19 protein-coding genes are annotated in these 23543 nt (G+C 76.2%); 2 read left to right on the top strand and 17 right to left on the bottom strand.

Features of this window, described 5'->3' with window-relative positions; translation table 11 throughout:
- Positions 1-76 precede the first annotated feature (76 nt).
- Positions 77-535, top strand: coding sequence for a universal stress protein (locus F1641_RS02295; protein ID WP_194902838.1), 459 nt, complete (start codon positions 77-79; stop codon positions 533-535).
- A 131-nt stretch (positions 536-666) separates the two neighbouring features.
- Here F1641_RS02295 and F1641_RS02290 read toward each other — a convergent pair whose 3' ends face one another.
- From F1641_RS02290 to F1641_RS02265, 6 genes are all read right to left on the bottom strand, one after another.
- Positions 667-1095, bottom strand: coding sequence for a DUF2256 and DUF3253 domain-containing protein (locus F1641_RS02290; RefSeq protein ID WP_309225323.1), 429 nt, complete (start codon positions 1093-1095; stop codon positions 667-669).
- Positions 1096-1234: 139 nt separating this feature from the next.
- A complete protein-coding gene (gene ilvC, locus F1641_RS02285; protein ID WP_194903309.1) occupies positions 1235-2254 on the bottom strand; it encodes a ketol-acid reductoisomerase in 1020 nt (339 codons plus the stop codon).
- A 59-nt stretch (positions 2255-2313) separates the two neighbouring features.
- On the bottom strand, positions 2314-2835 hold the full coding sequence (ilvN, locus tag F1641_RS02280) for an acetolactate synthase small subunit (RefSeq protein ID WP_194902837.1): 522 nt from the start codon (positions 2833-2835) through the stop codon (positions 2314-2316).
- Positions 2832-4778, bottom strand: a complete 1947-nt coding sequence (locus F1641_RS02275) for an acetolactate synthase large subunit (RefSeq protein WP_255513836.1) — start codon at positions 4776-4778, stop codon at positions 2832-2834. The genes ilvN and F1641_RS02275 overlap by 4 nt, the downstream gene beginning before the upstream one ends.
- Positions 4779-5014: 236 nt before the next feature.
- Positions 5015-6730: a dihydroxy-acid dehydratase gene (ilvD, locus tag F1641_RS02270; protein WP_194902836.1), complete on the bottom strand. Its 1716-nt coding sequence runs from the start codon at positions 6728-6730 to the stop codon at positions 5015-5017.
- A gap of 73 nt (positions 6731-6803) precedes the next feature.
- Positions 6804-7754 (bottom strand): 2-hydroxyacid dehydrogenase, encoded by a 951-nt coding sequence (locus tag F1641_RS02265; protein WP_194902835.1) that lies wholly within the window; start codon positions 7752-7754, stop codon positions 6804-6806.
- A gap of 55 nt (positions 7755-7809) precedes the next feature.
- On the opposite strand from F1641_RS02265, the gene F1641_RS02260 reads away from it, so the two are divergent.
- Positions 7810-9084 (top strand): PQQ-dependent sugar dehydrogenase, encoded by a 1275-nt coding sequence (locus F1641_RS02260; protein ID WP_309225322.1) that lies wholly within the window; start codon positions 7810-7812, stop codon positions 9082-9084.
- A gap of 21 nt (positions 9085-9105) precedes the next feature.
- On the opposite strand, the gene F1641_RS02255 is transcribed toward F1641_RS02260, so the two are convergent.
- The 11 genes from F1641_RS02255 to F1641_RS02205 form a co-directional block, all read right to left on the bottom strand.
- Positions 9106-11124, bottom strand: a complete 2019-nt coding sequence (locus F1641_RS02255; RefSeq protein ID WP_194902833.1) for a bifunctional diguanylate cyclase/phosphodiesterase — start codon at positions 11122-11124, stop codon at positions 9106-9108.
- A gap of 92 nt (positions 11125-11216) precedes the next feature.
- On the bottom strand, positions 11217-12752 hold the full coding sequence (gene gatB / locus F1641_RS02250; protein WP_194902832.1) for an Asp-tRNA(Asn)/Glu-tRNA(Gln) amidotransferase subunit GatB: 1536 nt from the start codon (positions 12750-12752) through the stop codon (positions 11217-11219).
- Positions 12749-14332 carry an Asp-tRNA(Asn)/Glu-tRNA(Gln) amidotransferase subunit GatA gene (gene gatA / locus F1641_RS02245; RefSeq protein WP_194902831.1) on the bottom strand — a complete coding sequence of 528 codons (1584 nt, stop codon included), beginning with the start codon at positions 14330-14332 and terminating at the stop codon, positions 12749-12751. The genes gatB and gatA overlap by 4 nt, the downstream gene beginning before the upstream one ends.
- Positions 14329-14649: an Asp-tRNA(Asn)/Glu-tRNA(Gln) amidotransferase subunit GatC gene (gatC, locus tag F1641_RS02240; RefSeq protein WP_194902830.1), complete on the bottom strand. Its 321-nt coding sequence runs from the start codon at positions 14647-14649 to the stop codon at positions 14329-14331. Before gatC ends, gatA begins: the two co-directional genes overlap by 4 nt.
- Positions 14650-14778: 129 nt before the next feature.
- On the bottom strand, positions 14779-15912 hold the full coding sequence (locus F1641_RS02235; RefSeq protein ID WP_194902829.1) for a hypothetical protein: 1134 nt from the start codon (positions 15910-15912) through the stop codon (positions 14779-14781).
- Between the two features lie 11 nt (positions 15913-15923).
- Positions 15924-16817, bottom strand: a complete 894-nt coding sequence (locus F1641_RS22790; RefSeq protein ID WP_194902828.1) for a pentapeptide repeat-containing protein — start codon at positions 16815-16817, stop codon at positions 15924-15926.
- Positions 16810-19038: an NAD-dependent DNA ligase LigA gene (gene ligA / locus F1641_RS02225; RefSeq protein WP_194902827.1), complete on the bottom strand. Its 2229-nt coding sequence runs from the start codon at positions 19036-19038 to the stop codon at positions 16810-16812. Before ligA ends, F1641_RS22790 begins: the two co-directional genes overlap by 8 nt.
- Positions 19039-19103: 65 nt before the next feature.
- Positions 19104-19967, bottom strand: coding sequence for a type II CAAX prenyl endopeptidase Rce1 family protein (locus F1641_RS22785; protein WP_194902826.1), 864 nt, complete (start codon positions 19965-19967; stop codon positions 19104-19106).
- Positions 19968-19988: 21 nt separating this feature from the next.
- A complete protein-coding gene (locus F1641_RS02215; protein WP_194902825.1) occupies positions 19989-21149 on the bottom strand; it encodes a methionine synthase in 1161 nt (386 codons plus the stop codon).
- A complete protein-coding gene (gene mnmA, locus F1641_RS02210; protein WP_194902824.1) occupies positions 21146-22273 on the bottom strand; it encodes a tRNA 2-thiouridine(34) synthase MnmA in 1128 nt (375 codons plus the stop codon). Before mnmA ends, F1641_RS02215 begins: the two co-directional genes overlap by 4 nt.
- 10 nt (positions 22274-22283) lie before the next feature.
- The gene (locus F1641_RS02205) at positions 22284-23510 is read right to left on the bottom strand and encodes a cysteine desulfurase family protein (protein WP_194903307.1); all 1227 of its coding nucleotides are present in this window, start codon (positions 23508-23510) and stop codon (positions 22284-22286) included.
- Between the last annotated feature and the right edge of the window lie 33 nt (positions 23511-23543).

The following is a 23543-nucleotide window of genomic DNA, read 5'->3' as shown; positions in this document are numbered from 1 at the left end:
CCTGGGCGGGCTGACGACCGGCTGACGGCGCGCTCTCGGCGAGCGAGCGGCGCCCCGGCGGTGCAGCATCGCGGCCATGACGGGCACGAAGGTCGTGGTGGCCACCGACGGTTCGCTCCAGTCGCTGGAGGCCGCGCGCTCGCTGTGCGGCTACGTCGACCCCGCCCGCGTGGAGGAGGTGCTCGTGGTCGCGGTGCTCAGCCCGACCGCCGCGGTGCCCTTCCGCGACGAGATCGGCACCGCCTCCCCCACCCCGGACCCCACGGCGCCGAGCTACCGGCAGGAGGCCGAGTCGGCCGCCGCGGTGGTGGCTGCGGCCTTCGACGGCTGGCCCGGACGGATCCGCTCGCAGGTGCGCAGCGGCTCGGCGGCCGCGGAGGTCGTCGAGGCCGCCGAGGAGGTGGGTGCCGACCTCATCGTCGTCGCCTCCGGCAGCAAGGGCCTGACCCGCACGGTGCTGCTCGGCTCCACGGCGATGCGCGTGCAGCACTCGGCACCCTGCTCCGTGCTCGTCTGGCGCCCCACCCGCCACTGACCCCCTTGGACCGCCCCCCCTTGTTGGCGCGGGGTGGCCCTGCACCAGTAGGACTGGCGCAGGGCCACCCGCGCCAGTCCGGGACTGGCGCAGATCCCCCCAGGCGGCCCAGCAGCCGGGTCAACCCCGCCTCAGCGGGGGCGGCGCACCCGGATGGGGCCCTTGGCGGTGTCGGGGTCCACGACCGCGCCCTTCTGCGTGATCTGCGCCCGACCCGCCACCACGAGGCGGCGCGCCGCGGCGCGCGCGGGCTCCATCAGGTCGCGCCACCCCTCGCCGTCCAGCCCCTGCTGCGCGGCGACGGCGCGGGCGGCCTCCGACGGGCAGACCGACGACGAGGCGGCGCGGGCGTCCAGCAGCTCTTCGAGCGAGCGCTCCAGCGCGGCGTCGTCGTCCTTGCCGCCGGTGGAGCGGGCACGACGGCGGCAGGCGTCGGAGCAGTACCGGACGCCCTCCCAGTCGCGCTCCCACTTCTTGCGCCAGGTGATGGTGCGCCCGCAGACCGCGCACGGCTTGGTGGGCAGGTCGCTCTTGGCGCTGCTGCGGGACCCTCGGCTCACTCGTGCTCCAACGCTGGGGGGATCTGCGCCACTCCCGCACTGGCACGGGGTGGCCCTGCGCCAGTCCTACGAGCGCAGGGCCACCCTGCGCCACTCGAGGAGAGCGGCGCGGGGTGGCCCTGTGCGGGACGCGGGTGCGTCAGCGGGCGGCAGAGCCCTCGACGTAGTCGTCGTCCTTGGTCTCGACCCAGCTCATGAGCTTGCGCAGCTCGGCGCCGGTCTTCTCCAGCTGCGAGCCCTGCTGCTCGGAGCGGAACTTCTTGAACTCCGGCGCGCCGGCGTCCTGGTCCTCGATGAAGCGCTTCGCGAAGGCGCCGTTCTGGATGTCGGTGAGGACGTCCTTCATGCGGGCCTTCACGGAGGCGTCGACGACGCGCGGGCCGGAGACGTAGTCGCCGTACTCGGCGGTGTCGGAGACCGACCAGCGCTGCTTGGCCAGGCCGCCCTCGTACATGAGGTCGACGATGAGCTTGAGCTCGTGGAGGCACTCGAAGTAGGCGACCTCGGGCTGGTAGCCCGCCTCGACGAGGGTCTCGAAGCCGGCCTGCACCAGCGCGGACGCGCCACCGCACAGCACGGCCTGCTCGCCGAACAGGTCGGTCTCGGTCTCCTCGGTGAAGGTGGTCTTGATGCCACCGGCACGCAGACCGCCGATGCCCTTGGCGTACGAGAGGGCGAGCGGCCAGGCGGAGCCCGACGCGTCCTGCTCGACGGCCACGATGACCGGGACGCCGCGGCCCTCGGCGTACTCGCGGCGCACGAGGTGGCCCGGGCCCTTGGGGGCGACCATGGCGACGTCGACGTCGGCCGGGGGCTTGATGTAGCCGAAGCGGATGTTGAAGCCGTGGCCGAAGAACAGGGCCTTGCCGGCGCTCAGGTGGGGCTCGACCGACTCGGCGTAGACGTGGCGGGCCACGTGGTCGGGCACCAGCAGCATGATGACGTCGGCCCACTCGGCCGCCTCGGCGGCGGTGGTGACGGTCAGGCCCTCGGCCTCGGCCTTGGCGCGGCTCTTGGAGCCCTCGGCCAGGCCGACCTTCACCTCGACGCCGGAGTCGCGCAGGGACAGCGAGTGCGCGTGGCCCTGGCTGCCGTAGCCGATGACCGCGACCTTGCGGCCCTGGATGATCGACAGGTCAGCGTCGTCGTCGTAGAACATGTCAGCCACGGTGGCCGTTCTCCTTCTCTTCGGTGATCAGGTCTGGATCGGGGCGGCGCTCAGGCGCTGCGCAGCGCCCGGTCGGCGATGGAGCGGGAGCCGCGGCCGACGGCCACGACGCCCGACTGGACGATCTCGCGGATGCCGAACGGCTCGAGCACCTTGAGCAGCGCCGCGTTCTTCTCCGGGGCGCCGATGGCCTCGATGGTCATGGCCTCGGGGGCCACGTCGACCACGGCGGCGCGGAAGACGTTGACGACGTCGAGCACCTGGCCGCGGGTCGCGGTGTCGGCGCGGACCTTGACCAGCAGCACCTCGCGCTGGACGGAGGTCTCCGGCTCGAGCTCGACCACCTTGAGGACGTTGACCAGCTTGTTCAGCTGCTTGACGACCTGCTCCAGGGGCGAGTCCTCGACGTCGACGACCACGGTGATCCGCGACAGCGACGGGTGCTCGGTGGGGCCCACCGCGAGGGAGTGGATGTTGAACGCGCGGCGGGCGAACAGCGAGGCCACGCGCGCCAGGACGGCGGGCTTGTCCTCGACGAGCACCGAGAGGGTGTGGCGGCTGGAGGTGCTCATCGGTCGCTCCCGTTCATCTCGAGGCCGGTCTCGGGGTCCTGCTCCTCGCGGTCCCACACCGGCGACAGGCCGCGGGCGTACTGGATCGCGTCGTTGGACAGGCCGGCGGCGACCATCGGCCAGACCATCGCGTCGCGGTGCACCACGAAGTCGACGACGACCGGCCTGTCGTTGACCGCCATGGCCGCCTCGATGGTGGCGTCGAGGTCGGCGGGGTCCTCGCAGCGCAGGCCGGCGCAGCCGTAGGCGTCGGCCAGCTTCACGAAGTCGGGGATGCGCGCCCCCGGGGCCGCGCCGACACCGGTGTGGAGGTCGGTGTTGGAGTAGCGGCCCTCGTAGAAGAGGGTCTGCCACTGGCGGACCATGCCCAGGCTGGAGTTGTTGATGACGGCGACCTTGATCGGGATGCCCTCGATCGCGCAGGTCGCGAGCTCCTGGTTGGTCATCTGGAAGCAGCCGTCGCCGTCGATCGCCCACACCACGGAGCCGGGGCGGCCGACCTTGGCGCCCATGGCCGCCGGGACGGAGTAGCCCATCGTCCCGAGGCCGCCGGAGTTCAGCCACGTGTTGGGCTTCTCGTACTTGATGAACTGCGCGGCCCACATCTGGTGCTGGCCGACGCCCGAGGTGAAGACCGTGTCGGGGCCGGAGATCGCCCCCAGGCGCTCGATGACCTTCTGCGGGCTCAGTGAGCCGTCGTCCGGCTCGTCGTACCCGAGGGGGTAGGTGGTGCGCAGGTCGTCGAGCTGGCGCCACCAGCCGGTGAGGTCGGCGCGGCGACCGGCGGCGTGCTCGGCCTCCAGCGCGGGGACCAGGTCGGAGATGACCTCGCGGGCGTCGCCGACGATCGGGACGTCGACGCGGCGGTTCTTGCCGATCTCGGCCGGGTCGATGTCGGCGTGGACGATCGCCGCGTGCGGCGCGAACGAGGCCAGGACGCCGGTGACCCGGTCGTCGAAGCGCGCGCCGAGCGACACGATGAGGTCGGCCCGCTGCAGGGCGGTGACGGCCGCGACGGTCCCGTGCATGCCGGGCATGCCGAGGTTGGCCGGGTGGGAGTCGGGCAGGGCGCCGCGCGCCATCAGGGTGGTGACGACGGGCGCGCGCGAGAGGTCGACCAGGCGGCGCAGCTCGGCCGAGGCCTGGGCGCGGATGACGCCGCCGCCGACGTAGAGCACCGGGCGCCTGGCCTCGGCGATCATCTTCGCGGCCTCGCGCACCTGCTTGGCGTGCGGGCGCGTGGTCGGGTGGTAGCCCGGCAGGTCGAGCTCGGCCGTCGAGGTCGGCCAGCGGAACGTCGTCATCGCCTGCTGGGCGTCCTTGGTGACGTCGACCAGGACGGGGCCGGGGCGCCCGGTGGAGGCGAGGTGGAAGGCCTCGGCGATGACGCGGGGGATGTCGTCGGGGTCGGTCACCAGGTAGTTGTGCTTGGTGATCGGCTGGGTGATGCCGACGATGTCGGCCTCCTGGAAGGCGTCGGTGCCGATCGCCTTGGAGGAGACCTGCCCCGTCACGGCGACCATCGGGACCGAGTCCATGTGGGCGTCGGCGATGGCCGTGACCAGGTTGGTGGCGCCGGGGCCCGAGGTGGCCATGCAGACGCCGACGCGACCGGTGGCGGCGGCGTAGCCCTGCGCGGCGTGGCCGGCGCCCTGCTCGTGGCGCACGAGCACGTGCCGGAGCTCCGTGGAGTCGAGCAGCGGGTCGTAGGTGGGCAGGATCGCCCCGCCCGGGAGGCCGAAGACGACCTCCACGCCCGCGTGCTCGAGGGAGCGCACGATGCTCTGCGCACCGGTGATGCGCTCGGCCGTCCGGTCGGCGTCGCGGGGGGTGGCGCTCAGGGCCGTGTCGGCCCCCGCGCCGCTCGCTGCGACCGCCGGGCTCCCTGCGTTCATGACGTCCTCCAGGTCCTGCTGTCGTGGTGCTTCTGCGCTGTCAGTCATCGTCAGCAGCTCGGCGCTGCTCCGCCGGGCATGGAAAGACCCCCCGGCCCCGGTACCAGCGGGGTCTGCGGAGGGTCGCGCGCGGCGGGACGTCGTCGACGGCGTCAGCTCGCGCGCTGCGCGAGTACGACCACGAGGATGCCCATGCCGCGACGATAGACCCGCCGCGGGCCCCCTGTCAGCCGCCGGGACGCTCCGTCTCATCAGGTGAGACGAGGCGTCCCGGTGGCCGGACGTCAGGCGAGGACGGCGCCGCCGCTGGCCGAGCCCACGAGCTTGGTGTACTTCGCCAGCACGCCGCGCGTGTAGCGCGGGGGCAGCGGCTCCCAGCCCTCCCGGCGCGCGGCCAGCTCGGCCTCGTCGACCAGGACGTCGAGCGTCTTGTTCTTGACGTCGAGGCGGATCCGGTCGCCGTCGCGCACGAAGGCCACCGGCCCGGCGTCGACGGCCTCGGGGGCCACGTGGCCCACGCACAGGCCCGTGGTGCCGCCGGAGAAGCGGCCGTCGGTGAGGAGCAGCACGTCCTTGCCGAGGCCGGCGCCCTTGATGGCGCCGGTGATGGCGAGCATCTCGCGCATGCCCGGACCGCCCTTGGGGCCCTCGTAGCGGATGACGACGACGTCGCCGGCGGTGATGGTGCCGTCCTCCAGGGCGTCCATCGCGGCGCGCTCCCGGTCGAAGACGCGGGCGGTGCCCTCGAAGACGTCGGACTCGAAGCCGGCCGACTTCACCACGGCGCCGCCGGGGGCGAGCGAGCCGTGCAGCACGGTGATGCCGCCCGTGGGGTGGATGGGGTCCGCGAGCGCCCGCAGCACCTTGCCGTCCGGGTCCGGCGGGGCGATGTCGGCCAGGTTCTCGGCCATCGTCTTGCCGGTCACCGTCATGACGTCGCCGTGGAGCAGGCCCGCGTCGAGCAGGGCGCGCATGACGACCGGCACGCCGCCGATCCTGTCGACGTCGGTCATGACGTGCTGGCCGAAGGGCTTCACGTCGGCCAGGTGCGGCACCCGCGAGCCGACCCTGTCGAAGTCGGCCAGGGTCAGCTCGACCTCCGCCTCGTGGGCGATGGCCAGCAGGTGCAGCACCGCGTTGGTGGAGCCGCCGAACGCCATGACCACGGAGATCGCGTTCTCGAACGCCTCCTTGGTCATGATGTCGCGGGCGGTGATGCCCTTGGCGAGCATCTCCACCACGGCCTGGCCGGAGCGGCGGGCGAAGCCGTCGCGGCGGCGGTCGGTGGCCGGCGGGGCCGCCGAGCCGGGCAGGCTCATGCCGAGCGCCTCCGCCGCGCTGGCCATGGTGTTGGCGGTGTACATGCCGCCGCAGGCGCCCTCGCCCGGGCAGATCGCCTTCTCGATGGCGGTGACGTCCTCGCGGCTCATCAGGCCGCGCGAGCAGGCGCCGACGGCCTCGAACGCGTCGATGATCGTGACCTGCTTCTCGGTGCCGTCCGAGAGCTTGGCGAAGCCCGGCAGGATCGAGCCGGCGTAGAGGAACACGCTGGCCAGGTCGAGGCGGGCGGCGGCCATGAGCATGCCCGGCAGCGACTTGTCGCAGCCGGCCAGCAGCACGGAGCCGTCGAGGCGCTCGGCCTGCATGACGGTCTCGACGGAGTCGGCGATGACCTCGCGGCTCACCAGGGAGAAGTGCATCCCCTCGTGGCCCATCGAGATGCCGTCGGAGACGGAGATGGTGCCGAACTCCAGCGGGTAGCCCTGGGCGGCGTGCACGCCGTCCTTCACGGCCTTCGCGAGCCGGTCCAGGGAGAGGTTGCAGGGCGTGATCTCGTTCCACGACGAGGCGACGCCGATCTGGGGCTTGGCGAAGTCGTCGTCGCCCAGCCCGACGGCGCGGAGCATGCCGCGGCTCGCGGTGGCCTCGAGCCCGTCCGTCACCTGGCGGGACCGGGGCTTCATGTCGGCGGTGGCGGGGCGCTCGGGGGCCTGGGTCATGCCCTGATCCTACGGTCCCGTAACAAGCGCCCCGCCGCCTCCACCTGCGGGGTCTCCCCCGCAGGTGGAGGGGTCACCCGATGACGACGTTGAGCGGCTCCTCGCCGGCGACCAGGCGCTCCACCTGGGCGCGCAGCAGCCGCAGCGCGCGGGGCTGCATCGCGGTGGTGGCCCCACCGACGTGCGGCGTCAGCAGCAGGTTGGGCGCACCCCACAGCGGGTGCTCCGCGGGCAGGGGCTCGGGGTCGACGACGTCGAGCGCGGCGTGCAGGCGCTCGGCGCGCAGCTCGGCGAGCAGGGCGTCGGTGTCGACCAGCGCACCGCGGCCCACGTTGACCAGCAGCGCGCCGTCGGGCAGCGCCGCGAGGAAGGCCGCGTCGACGATGCCGCGCGTGCTGTCGGTGAGCGGCAGGCCGATGACCACGACCTCCGCCTCGGGCAGCAGCTCGGGCAGCTCGTCGACGCCGTGCACCGCGCCGTGCTCGTCCGTGCGGGCGGTGGTGGCCACGCGCACGAGGTCGACCTCGAAGGGGGCCAGGCGCGCGGCGATGGCGCCGCCGATGCCGCCGACGCCGAGCAGGAGGACCTTGCGGTCGGCCAGCGAGCGGCGCTTGGCGGGGCGCCACGCGGCCTGGTCGGCGTCGCGCACGGCGGCGTCGATGCCGCGCAGCTTGGCGAGCGCGAGGCCCACGGCCAGCTCGGAGGTGGAGGCGTCGTGGATGCCGGCGCCGTTGGCCAGGCGCACGCCCTCGGGGAGCCTGTCGACGAGGTTGTCGTACCCGGCCGACGTCGTCTGGAGCAGGCGCAGCTGCGGCAGCGCGGCCACGGTCTCCAGCGCCGTCGCCGGGGTCATGTAGGGCAGCACCACGTACCCGACGCGCTCGGCGTCCTCGCCCAGCGCCTCGCGGGGGTCGGAGTCGACGTCCCACACGGCGGTGCGCACGCCCTCGGGCAGCGGGCCGATGGCCTCCTGCCACTCGGCGTCGGGCAGGGTCACCAGGAGCTCGTGCGTCGGGGTGGTCACGACCACCCACCCAAGCGGGTTGGCGACCCGTGCGCCAGCGGGTGAGGCTGGAGGGGTGCGCCACCGACGACGCCCCCTCGCCCGCCTGCACCCCGCTGCCGCGGTGGTCGCCCTGGGGCTCGTGGTGGCCGGGTGCGCCGGGGGCGCCGACGACGAGGCGGGTCCGGGGTCGCAGGGCCCGACGGCGACGGAGGCGCTGCCCGCGCCGTCGTCGCCGTCGGACGCGCCGACGAGCTCCGTGACCGGTGGCGCCCCCGCGCTGCCGGCGGCCCTGGCGGCCGGCCACGCGCTCAGCGGGACGCCGGGGGCGGCGACCGACGTCGTCACGGGGCTCGACGTGCCGTGGGCCGTCGCCGTCCTGCCCGACGGCACCGCCCTGGTCAGCGAGCGCGACACGGCCCGGGTGCTGCGCGTGGACGGGTCCGGCGGCGGGTGGGCGGCCGCGCAGGTGGTGGCCACCGGGCCGGACGGGGCCGTGCCCGGCGTCGAGCCGCGCGGCGAGGGCGGGCTGCTGGGGCTGGCCGTGTCGCCGGGCTTCGCGGAGGACGGGTACGTCTACGCCTACCTGACCACGGCCGACGACGACCGCGTGGTGAGGATGCGGCTCACCGGCGCCTCCCCCGGGAGCCTCTCGGAGCCCGAGCCGGTGCTGACCGGGATCCGCTCGGCCACGGTGCACCACGGCGGGCGCCTGGCGTTCGGCCCCGACGGGATGCTCTACGTCACCACGGGCGACGCCAGCGCGCCGTCCACCGCCCAGGACACCGCGGCGCTCACCGGCAAGGTGCTGCGGCTCACCCCCGACGGGCAGCCCGCTCCGGGCAACCCCGTCGAGGGCTCCCCCGTCTGGACGCACGGCCACCGCAACCCCCAGGGCGTCGGCTGGGACGCCGACGGGCGCATGTTCGCCGCGGAGTTCGGGCAGGACGCCCAGGACGAGCTCAACCTGCTCGAGCCGGGCCGCGACTACGGGTGGCCGCTCGTGGAGGGGTTCGTCCCGGGCCCCGACGGCTCGCAGGCCGACGTCGACGACCCGGCGCTCACGGCGCCGCTGCTGGCGTGGGCCACGGCGGAGGCCTCCCCCAGCGGGCTGCTGGTCACCGCCGACGCGGTCTACGTCGCCGCGCTGCGGGGGCAGCGGCTGTGGCGGGTGCCCCTGGCCGGCGGGGTGCTGGGGCAGCCGGAGGCGCTGCTGGCCGGGGAGCACGGACGCATCCGCGACGTGGTCGCCGCGCCCGACGGCGGCGCGCTGTGGGTGCTCACCAACAACACCTCCCGGGGCGCGGGGAACCCCGGTGACGACCGCGTGCTCCGCGTGCCGCTGGCCTGAGCCCCGGCGGCCGCGCGGGCCTCAGGCGGCGCGGTCCGCCGGGTCCAGCTGGCGCGGCGGCGCGGCCAGGTGCGCCGCGACCTCGTCGGGCGCCAGCGCCCGGGACCAGTACCAGCCCTGGCCGTGGGTGATGCCCAGGTCGGCGACCATGCGCGCCTGGTGGGCGTCCTCGACGCCCTCCGCCACGAGCCCGAGGCCCAGGGCGCGGCAGACGGCCACGACGGCCGCGAGCAGCGCCCGCGAGCGCTCGCTGGAGGCGGCGCTGACCACCAGGGACCTGTCGACCTTCACGAAGGTCACCGGTAGGCGCTCGAGGTAGCCGAGCGAGGAGTACCCCGTGCCGAAGTCGTCGATGGCCAGCTGCACCCCCGCGGCGCGCAGCTCGCCCAGGGTGCGCGCCGCCGGGTCGTCGCGGGACAGGAACAGCGACTCGGTGACCTCGACGGTCAGCAGGTCGAGCGGGACGCCGCGCTCGGCGGCGCAGGCGCGCAGGGCCTCGGTGTAGGTGGGGCGGCGCAGCTCGTGCACCGAGGCGTTGACGCCGACCCGGAGCCTTCGCCCCACCCCGCCGGCGGCCACGAAGGCGTCCAGGCCGCGGGCGAGGACCGACGCCCCGACCAGGTGCACCAGCCCCGCCGCCTCGGCGAGGGGGACGTACTCGTCGGGCGCCACGGCGCCCAGCTGCGGGTCGACCCAGCGGGAGAGCAGCTCGAACCCGGTGGTGGCGCCCGAGGGGACGTCGACCACGGGCTGCAGGTGCACGGTCAGGGCGTCGCGGGAGAGCGCCTCGCGCAGGGCCGCGACGACGAGGTGCTCGCGCCGGCTGCGCTCGACGAGCGCGGCGTCGTGCACGCGGGTCACCCCGTCGCCCTGGGCCTTGGCCAGCCGCAGGGCGGCCGCGGCGTCGGAGAGCACCGCGGCGGGGTCCGCGCCGTCGTCCACCGCCTCGGCGACGCCGGCGCAGGCGCTCAGGGGCTCGTCGCCGGCGATGCCCAGCGACGAGACCGCGGCGAGCGCGCGCGCCGCGACGTCTCGTCCCGCCGCGGCACCACCGGTGCCCCGCAGCACGAACTGGTCGCCTCCGGTGCGGTGCACCGTCCACCCGGGCGGGAGCGCGCCGGCCAGCGCCCTGGCGACGGCCTGCAGGGCGGCGTCACCGAGGGCGGCGCCGAACTGCGCGTTGAACTCGTAGAAGGAGTCGAGGCCGACCTTGACCACGACCGTGCCGCGGCGAGCCGCGCCGCGGTCGCGCCCCAGCCGCTCCACGAGGTCGCGGCGGTTGGGCAGCCCCGTCAGGTCGTCCGTGTGCACCTGGCGGGCGAGGTCGTCCAGCAGCGCCGAGCGCTGGCGCCGCAGTTGGAGGGCCCGCAGGCCGCCGAGGGCGACGACCAGGCAGAGGAAGCTCCCGCTGACGGTGTCGAGGAACCGGCCCCCGGGGCCCGCGGTCAGCACCACCGTCAGGACCGTCGTGGTGAGCACCGCGACCACCGCGAACGCGCTCGAGCGCTCGAGCCGGTCCCGGGCGGGGTCCGCACCGGGGCGCCGGCCCGCCCGTCCGGCCGACCGGGCGGTGAGCAGCAGCATCGGCAGCGCGGCGAGCGCGGCCGCCGTCCACGGTCGTGCGGGACCGGCGTCGAGCAGGCCGGTGCTCCCCACGACGACGGCGGCAGCAGCCGTGCAGCAGACGAGGGCCGCTCCCGCCGCACCGCGCCCCGGGGCGGCCACCACCAGCAGCCCGGCGGTCGACGCCCCGACCGAGGCGACCAGCAGCGCCGCCGCGCAGAGCACCACCTCGCCGGTGGTGACCGGCCCGTAGCTGAGGAAGGCCTGCAGGTGCAGCAGCCAGAAGACCTGCGCGGCGCCCGCGCCCAGCAGGAGGCCGTGACCGGAGGCCCCGGCCAGGGCCGCGGACTCCGGAGCGGTGCGGGCACGGCGCGCCAGCAGGCCCGCGGCTGCCGCACCCACCACCAGGACGAGGACCTCGCGGACCGGGAAGGCCCACAGGCTCCCCAGGAGCTCGAGCGCGGAGGCGGGTGTCACCCGGTGGTCCTCGACCCCGAGCGGGGCCGACTTGACCGACGACGCCCGGGCGGCACCCGCCGTCCTCCGCGTGTCCCCCGGACGGGGGTGCCTCAGGCGCCTGAGGCCACCCGCTCGAGGACGAGCTCGCGCACGCGCGCGGCGTCCGCGGAGCCTCGGGTGGCCTTCATGACCGCGCCCACGATCGCTCCGGCCGCCTGCACCTTGCCGTCGCGGATCTTGCCCGCGACGTCGGGGTTGGCGGCCAGGGCCTCGTCGACGGCGGCCAGCAGCGCGCCGTCGTCGGAGACGACCGCCAGGCCGCGGGCGTCGACGACCTGCTGGGGGTCGCCCTCGCCGTCGAGCACGTGCTCGAGCACCTGGCGGGCCAGCTTGTCGTTGAGCTTCCCGCCGTCGACCAGCGCCTGCAGCTGCGCCACCTGCGCCGGGGTGACGGGGAGCTCCTCCAGGGAGGTGCCGCGGGTGTTCGCGGCGCGGCCGAGCTCACCGGTCCACCACTTGCGGGCCGCCGCGGGCGGAGCGCCGAGCACGACGGTGGCCTCGACCAGGTCGAGCGCCCCGGCGTTGAGCAGGTCGCGCATGTCGAGGTCGGTCAGGCCCCACTCCCCCTGCAGGCGGCGCCGGCGCGCGGCCGGCGGCTCGGGCAGGGCCGCGCGCAGCTCCTCCACCCAGGCCGGGTCGGGGGCGACGGGCACCAGGTCGGGCTCGGGGAAGTAGCGGTAGTCGTCGGCGTCGGACTTGATGCGGCCCGACGTCGTCAGGCCGGTGTCCTCGTGCCAGTGCCGGGTCTCCTGCAGCACGCTCCCGCCGTCGAGCAGGACGGCGGCCTGGCGGCTGACCTCGTAGCGCACGGCGCGCTCCACCGACCGCAGCGAGTTGACGTTCTTGGTCTCGGTGCGGGTGCCCAGGCGGCTCTCGGGGCTGTCGCGCAGCGAGAGGTTGACGTCGCAGCGCATCGAGCCCTGCTCCATCTTCACATCGGAGACGTCGAGCCCCTTGAGCAGGTCGCGGAGGGTGGCCACGTAGGCGCGCGCCACCTCGCCGACCCGCGGGCCCGCCCCGGTGATCGGCCGGGTGACGATCTCGATCAGCGGGATGCCGGCGCGGTTGTAGTCGACCAGGGAGTACTCGGCGCCGTGGATGCGGCCGGTGGCCCCGCCCACGTGCGAGGACTTGCCCGTGTCCTCCTCCATGTGCGCGCGCTCGATCTCCACGCGGTGCGTGAAGGCCGGCTCGCCCGCCTCGTTGGCGGGGACGTCGACGTCGAGCCAGCCGTCGAAGGCGATCGGCTCGTCGTACTGGCTGGTCTGGAAGTTCTTCGGCATGTCCGGGTAGAAGTAGTTCTTCCGGGCGAACCGGCACTCCGCCGCGATCGAGCAGTTGAGCGCCAGGCCCATGCGGATCGCCGACTCGACGGCCTTGGCGTTGAGCACCGGCATCGAGCCCGGCAGGCCCAGCGACGTCGGGTCGACCTGGGTGTTCGGCTCGGCGCCGAACTCCGTCGGCGCGGGGCTGAACATCTTGGTGGCGGTGTTCAGCTCGACGTGCACCTCGAGGCCCACCACGGGGTCGAAGCGCGCGACCGCGTCGTCGTAGGCGACCAGGTCGGGGGTGCTGCTCGTGCTCATGCGGGGGCTCCGGTCGTGCTGGCGGCGGTCCAGTCGGGCACGCGGTCGAGCAGCTTGCCGCCCCACTGCGCGTGCAGGCGCGCCTCGAGGGCGGCGCCCACGCGGTACAGGCGGGCGTCCTCGCGGGCCGGGGCCAGCAGCTGCAGGCCCACGGGCAGGCCGTCCTCGGGGGCCAGGCCCACCGGCAGGCTCATGCCGGGGATGCCGGCCAGGTTCGCGGGGATGGTGGCGACGTCGCCGCGGTACATGGCGAGCGGGTCGTCGAGCTTCTCGCCGAGGCGGAAGGCGGTGGTCGGCGCGGTGGGGCTGACCAGCACGTCGACCTGCTCGAACGCGGCGTCGAAGTCGCGCTGCACCAGCGTGCGGATCTTCTGCGCGCTGCCGTAGTAGGCGTCGTAGTAGCCGCTGGACAGGGCGTACGTGCCCAGGATGATGCGGCGCTTGGCCTCGGGGCCGAAGCCCTCGGCCCGCGTCGCGGCCATGACCTGCTCGGCGGTGACCTCGGCCGGGTCGACGTCGGCCGGGACCACCCGCAGGCCGTACCGCATGCCGTCGTAGCGGGCGAGGTTGCTGCTCGCCTCGCTCGGGAGGATCAGGTAGTAGGCGCCGAGGGCGTGCTCCACGTTGGGGCACCCGACCTCGACGACCTCGGCGCCCGCGGCCCGCAGGTGGTCCAGCGCCTCCTCGAAGCGCGCCAGGACGCCGGCCTGGTAGCCCTCGTCGTGCCCGGCGCGGCCCATCTCGCGCACCACGCCGACGCGGACGCCGGTCAGGTCGCCCCGGGCCCCCTCGCGGGCGGCGGCGACGACGGCGGGCACCGGGTCGGTCAGGGAGGTGGAGTCGCGGGGGTCGTGACCGCCCATGACCTCGTGCAGCAGCGCCGTGTCGAGCACGGTGCGGGCGCAGGGGCCGCCCTGGTCGAGGCTGCTGGCCAGCGCGATCAGGCCGTAGCGCGAGACGCCGCCGTAGGTGGGCTTCACCCCGACCGTGCCGGTGACGGCGGCGGGCTGGCGGATCGAGCCGCCGGTGTCGGTGCCGGTGGCCAGCGGGGCCTCGAAGGCGGCCAGCGCCGCGGCGGACCCGCCGCCGGAGCCCCCGGGGATCCGGTCGGCGGCCCACGGGTTGCGCGTGGGGCCGAAGGCCGAGTGCTCGGTGCTCGACCCCATGGCGAACTCGTCCATGTTGGTCTTGCCGAGGGTGACGAGCCCGGCGGCGCGCATCTGCTCGACGACCGTCGCGTCGTACGGGGGCACCCAGCCCTCGAGCATCCGCGAGCCCGCGGTGCTGGGCATGCCCCGGGTGACCATGACGTCCTTCACGGCCACCGGGACGCCGGCCAGCTCGTGGAGCTCCTCACCGCGCGAGCGCGCGGCGTCGAGCTCGCGGGCGCGGGCCAGGGCCCCCTCGGCGTCGACGTGGAGGAAGGCGTGGACGCCGGACTCGACGGGCCCGTCGACCTCGGCGATCCGGTCGAGGTGGGCCTGGGTGAGCTCCACCGAGGAGACCTCCCCGGCGCGCAGCGCCCCGGCCATCGCCGAGGCGTCCAGGCGGACGAGCTCGGCAGCGCTGTGCGAGGTCATGCGTCCTCCCCCAGGATCCGCGGCACGCGGAACTTGTCGTCCTCGGACTCCGGCGCGGCGGCCAGGGCGTCAGCGGCGGTCAGGGTCCGCACGACGACGTCGGGGCGGGTGACGTTCCGCAGCGGCACGGGGTGGCTCGTGGCGGGGACCGGCTGGCCGGACTCCGCCTCGGCGCGGGCCACCGCACCGGTCACCGACGCGACGGCGTCGACGATGGCGGTCAGCTGCTCGGCCAGGTGGTCGAGCTCGGCGTCGGGCATGTCGATGCGGGCCAGCCGCGCGAGGTGCGCGACCTCCTCGCGAGGCAGAGCGGGCATGGGATCGGAGTCTAGGAGGCTGCGCCGACGCCGCGGACGGACGTCTCCTCGCTGATCGTGCAGAAGACCCGCACGTCGGGGTCCGGGGTGCGGGTCTTCTGCACGATCACCTGAGCGAGGTGACCCGGGTCAGGAGTGCTGCTGCTCGCCCTCGCCGGCGGAGGTCTCCTGCGGTGCGTCCGAGCTCTGCTCGCCGGACTGCTCCGAGGACTGGTCGGTCGACTGCTCGGTCGACTGCTCCGGGGCCTGGGGCTCGGCGGGGGTGACCTGCTCGGGCTGGTCGGCGTCGGAGACGCCCTCGGGCGCGCTGCCCTCGGAGGCCGGGGCCTCGGCCGCCGGCGCAGCGGCGGCCGAGGCGCGGGGACGGCGGGTGCGCGGGGTCGTCCCCGTCGCGGTGGAGGTGCGGCGCGTGCGCGGGGTGCGCGCCGGGGCCGGGGAGCCCTCGCCAGCGCCGTCACCGGTGGCCGCCCCCTCGGCGGGGGCCTCGCCGTCAGCGGCCGGTGCGGTGGAGGGGCGGCGCGTGCGGGTCGTGGTCGCGCGCGGGGTGCGCGCGCCCGTGGCCCGGGGGGTGCGGGTGCCGGTCGCGCGGGTGCGGCGGGCGGGGGTCGCGGGCGTCTCCTCGGCGGCGGGAGCGGCGGCCTCGTCGGACGACGGGGCGGCCGACGCACCCGCAGGCTCGGGCTCGACGGCGGCGGGCTCCGGGGCCTCGGCGGCGTCGGCGGGCTCTGCGGCCGGGGTCTCAGCCGGGGTGTCCGTGGAGGTGCCGGCGGCAGCGCCCGTCTCCTCGGCCGCGGCGGCGGAGTCGGCGGCGACGGCGCGGTCGGCGGAGCCCTGGCGCTTGGCGGCCTTGCGCGCGGCGTCCTCGTGGGCGCGGCGGGCCTCGTCGGCGGCGGCGTCGGCCTTTCCGGCCGCCTTGTCGGCGTCCTTCGCCTTCCCCTTCAGGGGGCCGAGCGACGACTTCGCCCTCTCCAGCGCCTTCTCGGCGTCGGCGAGGGCGGCGCGCGCCTCCTTGCGGGCCTTCTTGGCGGCGTCGACAGCAGCCGCGGCGCTGTCGCGGCGGGCAGCGGTCTCGTCGCGGGCGGCAGCGGCCTGCGCCTGCGCGGACGAGCGGCGCTCCAGCTCGGCGGCGGCCTGTGCGAGGCGCTGCGCCGGCGACGGCGACTTCGCCGAGGCCTTCGACGCCTTCGACGACTTCGACTTCTTCGTCGGCTTCGCCGGCCCGGTGGACTTCTTGCTGCTCCCCGAGGAGCCCTTCTTCGCCATGGTCGACTGTTCTACCCCCTGCGACCTGCGGCGTCACCTCGAGGGCCGCCCCCTGCGCGCGTCCAGAGGGACGGGCGCGCCAGTCCGGCGGGCAGCCGCGTCGCCGCGTCGCCGCGGGCGGCGTCGAGCTGGGTCCGGGTGACGAAGAGCGCGCCGGTGAGGTCGGCGCCCGACAGGTCCGCTCCCCGCAGGTCCGCTCCGAGGAGGTCGGCGTCGCGCAGGTCCGCCCCGCGCAGGTCGGCGCCCAGGAGCAGGGCCCCCCGCAGGTCGGCACCGCGCAGCCGCGCCCCGCGCCAGCGCACCCCCGACCTGTCGGCGCCCCGGTGCCGCGCCGGACGCTGCCCGCGCGGCAGGGCCCGGGCCCGCAGCTCGCTGCTCGCCCGCTCCAGCAGCGGGCCGGCCCGCCGGCGGCGCGCGGCGGCGTCGAGCCCCACCAGCACGGCGCGGTCGGAGGCGGCGAGCGCCTCGACCTCGGTGCGCTCGGCCTCGACGTCGTCGCGCAGGGGCCCAGCGGGCAGCCGGTCAGCGGCCTCGGTGAGGTGCCACAGCACCTCGTGGAGCTGCCGGAGCACACCCAGCGCCGCACCGAGGTCGGCGCTCAGGGCCGGGTCGGCGCCGAGGGCGGCGGGCGTCGGTCGCGGCCCGGGGCCGATGACCACCTCCACGGCCCGCTGGCCCGCGCCGAAGCAGTCGAAGGCCACGCAGCCTGGGAACCCGCGCTCGACCAGCTGCTCGTGGATGCCGCAGAGGGCGTCCGCGCGCAGGTTCGGGCAGGGCGTGCCGGCGGGCTTGTCGAGGGCGAAGTCGGCCGAGGCGCTGAAGGCCGGCAGCACGCAGCACAGCGCCGCGCAGCGCGAGCAGTCGGCCTGGAGGTGCGCGCGCGAGCGGACGGCCTGCTCAGGCACCGGGCACAGGCTCGTCGGCGGGCGCGTCCTCCGCGGAGGCGTCGTCCGAGGCGTCGTCGGCCGGCTCCTCCGGCGCGGGCGGCGGGCCGTCGGCGAGCAGCGCCTCGAAGCCCTCCTCGTCGAGGACCGTGACGCCGAGCTGCTCGGCCTTGTCGGCCTTGCTGCCGGGGCTGTCGCCGACCACCACGAACGACGTCTTCTTGGAGACCGCCGACGACGCCTTGCCCCCGCGGGACAGGATCGCCTCCTTGGCCTCGTCGCGGCTGAAGCGGGAGAGCGACCCGGTGACGACGACCGTCAGACCCTCGAGCGTCCTCGCGACGCCCTCGACGGGCGCGTCCTCCATCGACACCCCGGCGGCGGCCCACGCGTCGACCACGGCGGCGTGCCAGTCGACCGCGAACCACTCCGTCACCGCCTCGGCGATGGTCGGGCCGACGCCGTCGGCGGCCGCGAGCTCCTCGGTGGACGCGGCGCGGATCGCGTCCATCGAGCCGAAGCGCTGCGCCAGCGCCCGGGCGGCCATGGGCCCCACGTGCCGGATCGACAGGCCCACGAGGACCCGCCACAGCGGGCGGTCCTTCGCGGCGGCGAGGTTGGTCAGCAGGCGGGTGCCGTTGGCGTTGAGGACGCGCACCTCGCCCTCGCCCTTCTTGGGGGCGCGGGTGAACAGCGGCAGGCGCAGCAGGTCGTCGGCCGCCAGCGCGAAGAGCCCGCCCTCGTCGACGAGCACCTGCGCGCCGTCGTCGTCGGCCTCGGTCAGCGCCGTGGCGGCCTCGTAGCCGAGGGCCTCGACGTCGAACGCGCCGCGCCCCGCGACGTGGAAGACGCGCTCGCGCAGCTGCGCGGGACAGGTGCGGGCGTTGGGGCAGCGCAGGTCGGCGTCGCCCTCCTTCTCGAAGCGCAGCTCGGTGTCGCACTCGGGGCAGTGCGTCGGCATCTCGAAGGCCCGCTCGCTGCCGTCGCGCAGGTCGGCGACGGGGCCGACCACCTCGGGGATCACGTCACCGGCCTTGCGCACCACCACGGTGTCGCCGATGAGCACGCCCTTGCGCTCCACCTCGGAGCCGTTGTGGAGCGTGGCCAGCTGGACGGTCGAGCCGGCCACCTTCACGGGCTCCATGTGCGCGAAGGGCGTCACGCGACCGGTGCGGCCCACGTTGACGCGGATGTCGAGGAGCGTGGTGGTGACCTCCTCCGGCGGGTACTTCCAGGCGATCGCCCACCGCGGCGCGCGCGAGGTGGCGCCCAGCCGGCGCTGCAGCGCGACCTCGTCGACCTTGACCACCACGCCGTCGATCTCGTGCTCGACCGCCGCGGCGTCGTGGCGGTGCTCGCCGTAGTGGTCGATGTAGGCCTGGACCTCCTCCAGCGACCCCACCACCCGGTAGGCCCGCGAGACCGGCAGGCCCCACGAGCGCAGCAGGTCGTACGTCTGCGACTGGCTGGTGGGCTCGAGCCCCCCGCGCACCCCGAGGCCGTGGACGATCATCGACAGCGGCCGCGACGCGGTGACGCGCGGGTCCTTCTGGCGCAGCGACCCCGCCGCGGCGTTGCGCGGGTTGGCGAAGGGGGCCTTGCCGGCCTCGACGAGCGAGGCGTTGAGGGCCTCGAAGTCGGCGACGGGGAAGAACACCTCGCCCCGCACCTCGAACACCTCGGGGAAGCCCGCCGCGTCGCCGGCGAGCTGCTGCGGCACGGCGTCGATGGTGCGGACGTTGTTCGTGACGTCCTCGCCGGTGCGGCCGTCACCGCGGGTCGCGGCCAGCGCGAGGCGGCCGCGCTCGTAGCGCAGGTTGATGGCGAGGCCGTCGATCTTCAGCTCGCACAGCCAGCGGACCGCCGGGGCCTCCTCGCGGCCGTCGGACAGGTCGCGCTGCACGCGCCCGGCCCAGGCGGCGAGCTCGTCGGGGGTGAAGGCGTTGTCGAGGCTGAGCATGCGCTCGAGGTGGTCGACGGCGGTGAACTCGGTGCTGAAGGTGCCGCCGACCACCTGCGTCGGGGAGTCGGGCACCCGCAGGTCGGGGTGGGCGTCCTCCAGGGACTCCAGGCGGCGCAGCAGGGCGTCGAACTCGCCGTCGGCCATCGTGGGGGCGTCGCGCACGTAGTAGGCGAAGCGCGCCGAGCGCACCTGCTCGGCCAGCTCCTCCCACTCCCGGCGGGCCTCCGGCGGTGCCGCCGGGAGGTCCGCGGCGTCGGGAGCGGCGTGCTGCTCGGTCACGGCCACAGTCTGCCGACCCCCTCCGACAGCAGCGCGCGAAGGAGCGCAGACGGGTCAGCGGGAGGTCAGCGGCGCCGCCAGTGCACGACGGCGAGGACCAGCGCGGCGACGGCCAGGTACGCCACCACCAGCACCTCCGCGCCCTCGCCGGTGCGCAGGGCGAGGCCCGTGGTGCCGACGTCGCCCAGCAGCAGCCGGTTGACCACCAGGAACGCGAGGTGGAACCCGACGCACGCCCAGATCGACCCGGTGACGGCCCGCACGAGCAGCAGGACGACCCCGAAGGCCGCCAGCAGCACCGCGTACGAGACCGGGTCCTGCCCGTCCGGGGCGAAGGTGGCGGAGGGCACGCCGACCTCGAGCCAGCGCCCCAGCGCGGCGCTGGTCCAGATCGCCGCGGCGGGGGCGACCACGAAGGCGGCGGTCGTGAGCAGGCCGGCGAACCAGCCCGGGAGGTGGGCGCGCAGGCCGCCGAAGACGCCGCCGCGGAACGCCAGCTCCTCGGGCACCGCCTCGAGCGCCGCGGCCAGCAGCAGCGTCACCACCAGCCACCGCACCAGGCGCCACGCGTCGACGTCGACCACCCGGACCCCGCCGCCGAGGAGGTGGTCACCCAGCAGCACCACCCCCACCGAGCCGAGCGCGACCAGCACGCCCAGCGCCGCGCGCCGCGGCTGCTTGAGCGCCAGCACCGAGGCCCACCGGGCCCGGCCGTGCGCCACGAGCACCAGCGGCACCGCCACGGCGAGCACGACGGCGGCGGGCACCGCCCGGGCCGCGTCACCGGAGGCCCCGGCGCCGCGGGCGGCGGCGGCCGCGACCCCGGCGAGGCCGAGGGCGAGCACGAAGGCGAGCCACGAGGCGCAGGCGCGGGCGAGGTCGCCGGTGAGGCGGTCCCCGCCCGAAGAGCGACGGGTGTTCGGCGGCACGCCCCCACCCTGCCGGGTGCGTCAGCCCTCCGCGAGCACCTCGCCCAGCGCGTCGGCGGTCTGCACCAGCCGGGCGAGCGCCGCGACGGCGCGCTCGGGAGCGACCGCGGCCAGGCCCGTGGACGTCGTCACCACCACCCGCGCCAGCTGCGCGGCGTCGAGGCCGAGCCGGCCCCAGGGGCCGCGGACGGCGTCGACCAGGGCGCTCACCGGCGGCAGGGCTCCCCCGGCGGCCAGCGCCGGCACGTCGAGCACGCCCAGGTGGAGCTCGTGCCCGGACTCGAGCGCCTCGGCCAGCTGCTCCCACACGGCGTCGCCGAGGGCGCGCGACGGCGGGGCGCTGACCACCAGGGCGTCGGCGCCGGAGGTGCGCAGCAGCGGCCACGGCCCCGCTGCCCCCGCTGCCCCCACTGCCCCCCCTGCCCCACTCGTCCCGCTCGGGCCGGCGCCCTGTCCGGCAGCGGACCCGCTGCTCGGAGCGGTGCAGCGCAGAGCGGTGCGCACGCCGTCGGACCGCAGCGCGCCGGTGAGGTCGCGCAGCCCGTCGCGGGCGCGCTGCCCGTCGACGGCGCGCAGCCGGCCCCAGCCGCTGGCGGTGGGCACGCGGCCCTCGAGCACCGCGGGCAGGTTCGGCTCGTCGACCTGCACCAGCAGGTCGGCCCCCGGCACGAGGCGCCGCACGTCGGCGGCGTGGCGGCGCACCCCCTCCACCAGGGAGGCCAGCAGGTCGCGGGCGGCGCCGTCGTCGACCACCGCCCGCTCGCCGCGGGGCAGCCAGACGGAGGAGGCGAGCGTCCAGGGGCCCACCACCTGCAGCTTCAGCGGTCCGGTGTAGCCGTCGGCGGCCTCGGCGAGGGCGTCGAGGTCGGCGGTGCGGAAGCTCGCGGCCCGCTCGGCGTCGCGGCCGGGGTGGTCGACCAGGCGCCAGCCCACGGGCTGCAGGTCGACGGGCAGGTCGACCAGCAGCGCGGCGGTGCGGCCCGTCGGGTCGGCGCCCGGGCCCCGGGCGGGCAGCTCGGGGGCGAAGGGCAGGCCGGCGCCGCCCTCGCCCTGCGCGCCGGCACCGGCCAGCTCGCCCAGCACGGCGCGGGCGGCCTCCAGGGGGTGCTCCCCCGGCCAGGCCCCGGTGGCGGTGGCCCGCGGCCGTGCGTCCGACGGCCGTGCGGCGGGGGTCTCGCTCATGCCCGCAGCGTCGCGCGCTCGGCGCGGACCGCCGACGACAGGGTCGCCGAGCCGACCACGCGGGTGCCGTCGTAGAGGGCGAGCAGCTGCCCGGGCGCGACGCCGCGGGCGGGCTCGTCCAGGCGCACCCGCAGCTCGCCGCCGTCGGCGCGCTCGACCGAGCAGGCCAGCTCGCGCCCGTGCGCCCTCACCTGGGCACCGAGGCGGGCTCCGACCTCCGGGGCCGGCCCGCACCACACGGCGCCGTCACCGGTGAGGACGTCGACGTCGAGGTCCTCCGCGGACCCCACGACCACCCGGCGCTCGGCCACCGAGACCGACAGCACGTAGCGGGGCTTCCCGTCGGGCGCCGGGGTGCCGAGCCGCAGCCCGCGCCGCTGGCCCACCGTGTACCCGGCGGCGCCGTCGTGGGCGCCGACCACGGCTCCGCTCGCGTCGACCACGTCACCGGCCTCGGAGCCCGCGCCGGACAGGCGCGACCCGAGCCAGGCGCGGGTGTCGCCGTCGGGCACGAAGCAGATGTCGGTGCTGTCGGGCTTGTCGGCCACGCCGAGCCCGCGGGCAGCGGCCTCGGCGCGCACCTCGTCCTTGTCGGCGGCGTCGCCGAGGGGGAACAGCGCCGTCGCCAGGCGCTCGGGCGGCAGGACGGCCAGCACGTACGACTGGTCCTTGCCGAGGTCGTGGGAGCGGTGCAGCTCGCGGCCGCCCGTCGTCGTCCCCGGGCCGTCGGCCAGGCGCGCGTAGTGCCCGGTGGCCACCGCGTCGAAGCCCAGCGCCAGCGCGCGGTCGGCGAGGGCCGCGAACTTCACCTTCTGGTTGCAGCGCACGCACGGGTTGGGGGTGCGTCCCGCCGCGTACTCGGCGACGAAGTCGTCGACCACGTCGCGCCCGAACCGCTCGGAGAGGTCCCACACGTAGAAGGGGACGCCGATGACGTCGGCGGCGCGGCGGGCGTCGCGGGAGTCCTCGACGGTGCAGCAGCCCCGCGCCCGGCCCGGCACCGCGCTCGGCGCTGTGCTCGCGAGCGCGAGGTGGACGGCGACGACGTCGTGCCCCGCGTCGACGGCGCGGGCCGCCGCCACGGCCGAGTCGACGCCCCCGGACAGCGCCGCGAGCACCCTCACAGCGGGCCGCTCACGGGGAGACCAGCGCGAGCCCGGCGGTGCGGGCGCGCTCGACCACGGGACCGATGACCTCGCCCACGAGGGCGACGTCGGCGGCGGTCGACGTGCGCCCGAGGCTGAAGCGCAGGGCCCCCTGGGCCTCGGCGTCGCTCAGGCCCATCGCGCGCAGCACGTGGCTGGGCTGGGGCACTCCCGCGGTGCACGCCGACCCGGTGGAGCACTCCACGCCGCGGGCGTCGAGGAGGTAGAGCAGCGCGTCGCCCTCGGCGCCCGGGACCGTGACGTGCAGCAGGCCGGGCAGCCGGTCGGCGGCGGACGCCGGCCCGCGGACCACCGCTCCGGGCACCGCGGCGAGCACCGCGGCCTCGAGCTGGTCGCGCAGCGCCGACAGCGCCGCGGCCCGCTCCTCCAGGGTGGCGACGGCGGCCGTGGTGGCCACCGCGAGCGCGCGGGCGGAGGCGGCGTCGACGCTGCCGGAGCGGACCCCGCCCTCCTGCCCGCCGCCGTGGAGCACGGGCACCAGGGGCGTGCCGCGGCGCAGCACGAGCGCCCCGACGCCGGTCGGGCCGCCGAGCTTGTGCCCCGTGAACGACAGGGCCGCCAGGCCCGAGGCGGCGAAGTCGACGGGCACCTGGCCGACGGCCTGGACGGCGTCGGAGTGCACGGGGATGCCGTGCTCGGCGGCCAGCTCGACCACCTCGTGCAGCGGCTGCAGGGTGCCGACCTCGTTGTTGGCCCACATGACGCTGATGAGCGCCACGGAGGCCGGGTCGCGCTCGACCGCGGCCCGCAGCGCGTCGAGGCGGAGCCGCCCCTCGCCGTCGACGGGCAGCTCCTCGACCACGGCGCCCTGGCCGGTGGCCGGGTCGGCGAGCCAGTGGGCGGGGTCGAGCACGCCGTGGTGCTCGACGGCGGACACGAGCACGCGGGTGCGGCGCGGGTCTCCGCCGGGGCCGGAGCGGCGGGCCCAGTACAGGCCCTTCACCGCGAGGTTGTCGGACTCGGTGCCCCCGCCGGTGAGGACGACCTCGCCCGGGCGGGCGCCGAGGGCGGCGGCGAGCTCCTCGCGGGCCTCCTCCACGACGCGTCGCGCCGCGCGGCCGGAGGTGTGCAGGGCGGAGGCGTTCCCGGTGCGGGTCAGCTCGGCGAGCATCGCCTCGGCGGCGGCGGGCAGGACCGGGGTGTCGGCCGCGTGGTCCAGGTACGCCGACGCGCGCGCGGCGGAGGGTGCTGGCATCACGCGCAGAGCCTACGTCCGCCGGGGTGCGCG

This window comes from Quadrisphaera sp. INWT6 (genome assembly GCF_015390235.1).
Classification (GTDB): Bacteria; Actinomycetota; Actinomycetes; order Actinomycetales; family Quadrisphaeraceae; genus Quadrisphaera.
This window is presented reverse-complemented; position numbering and strand designations above follow the sequence as displayed.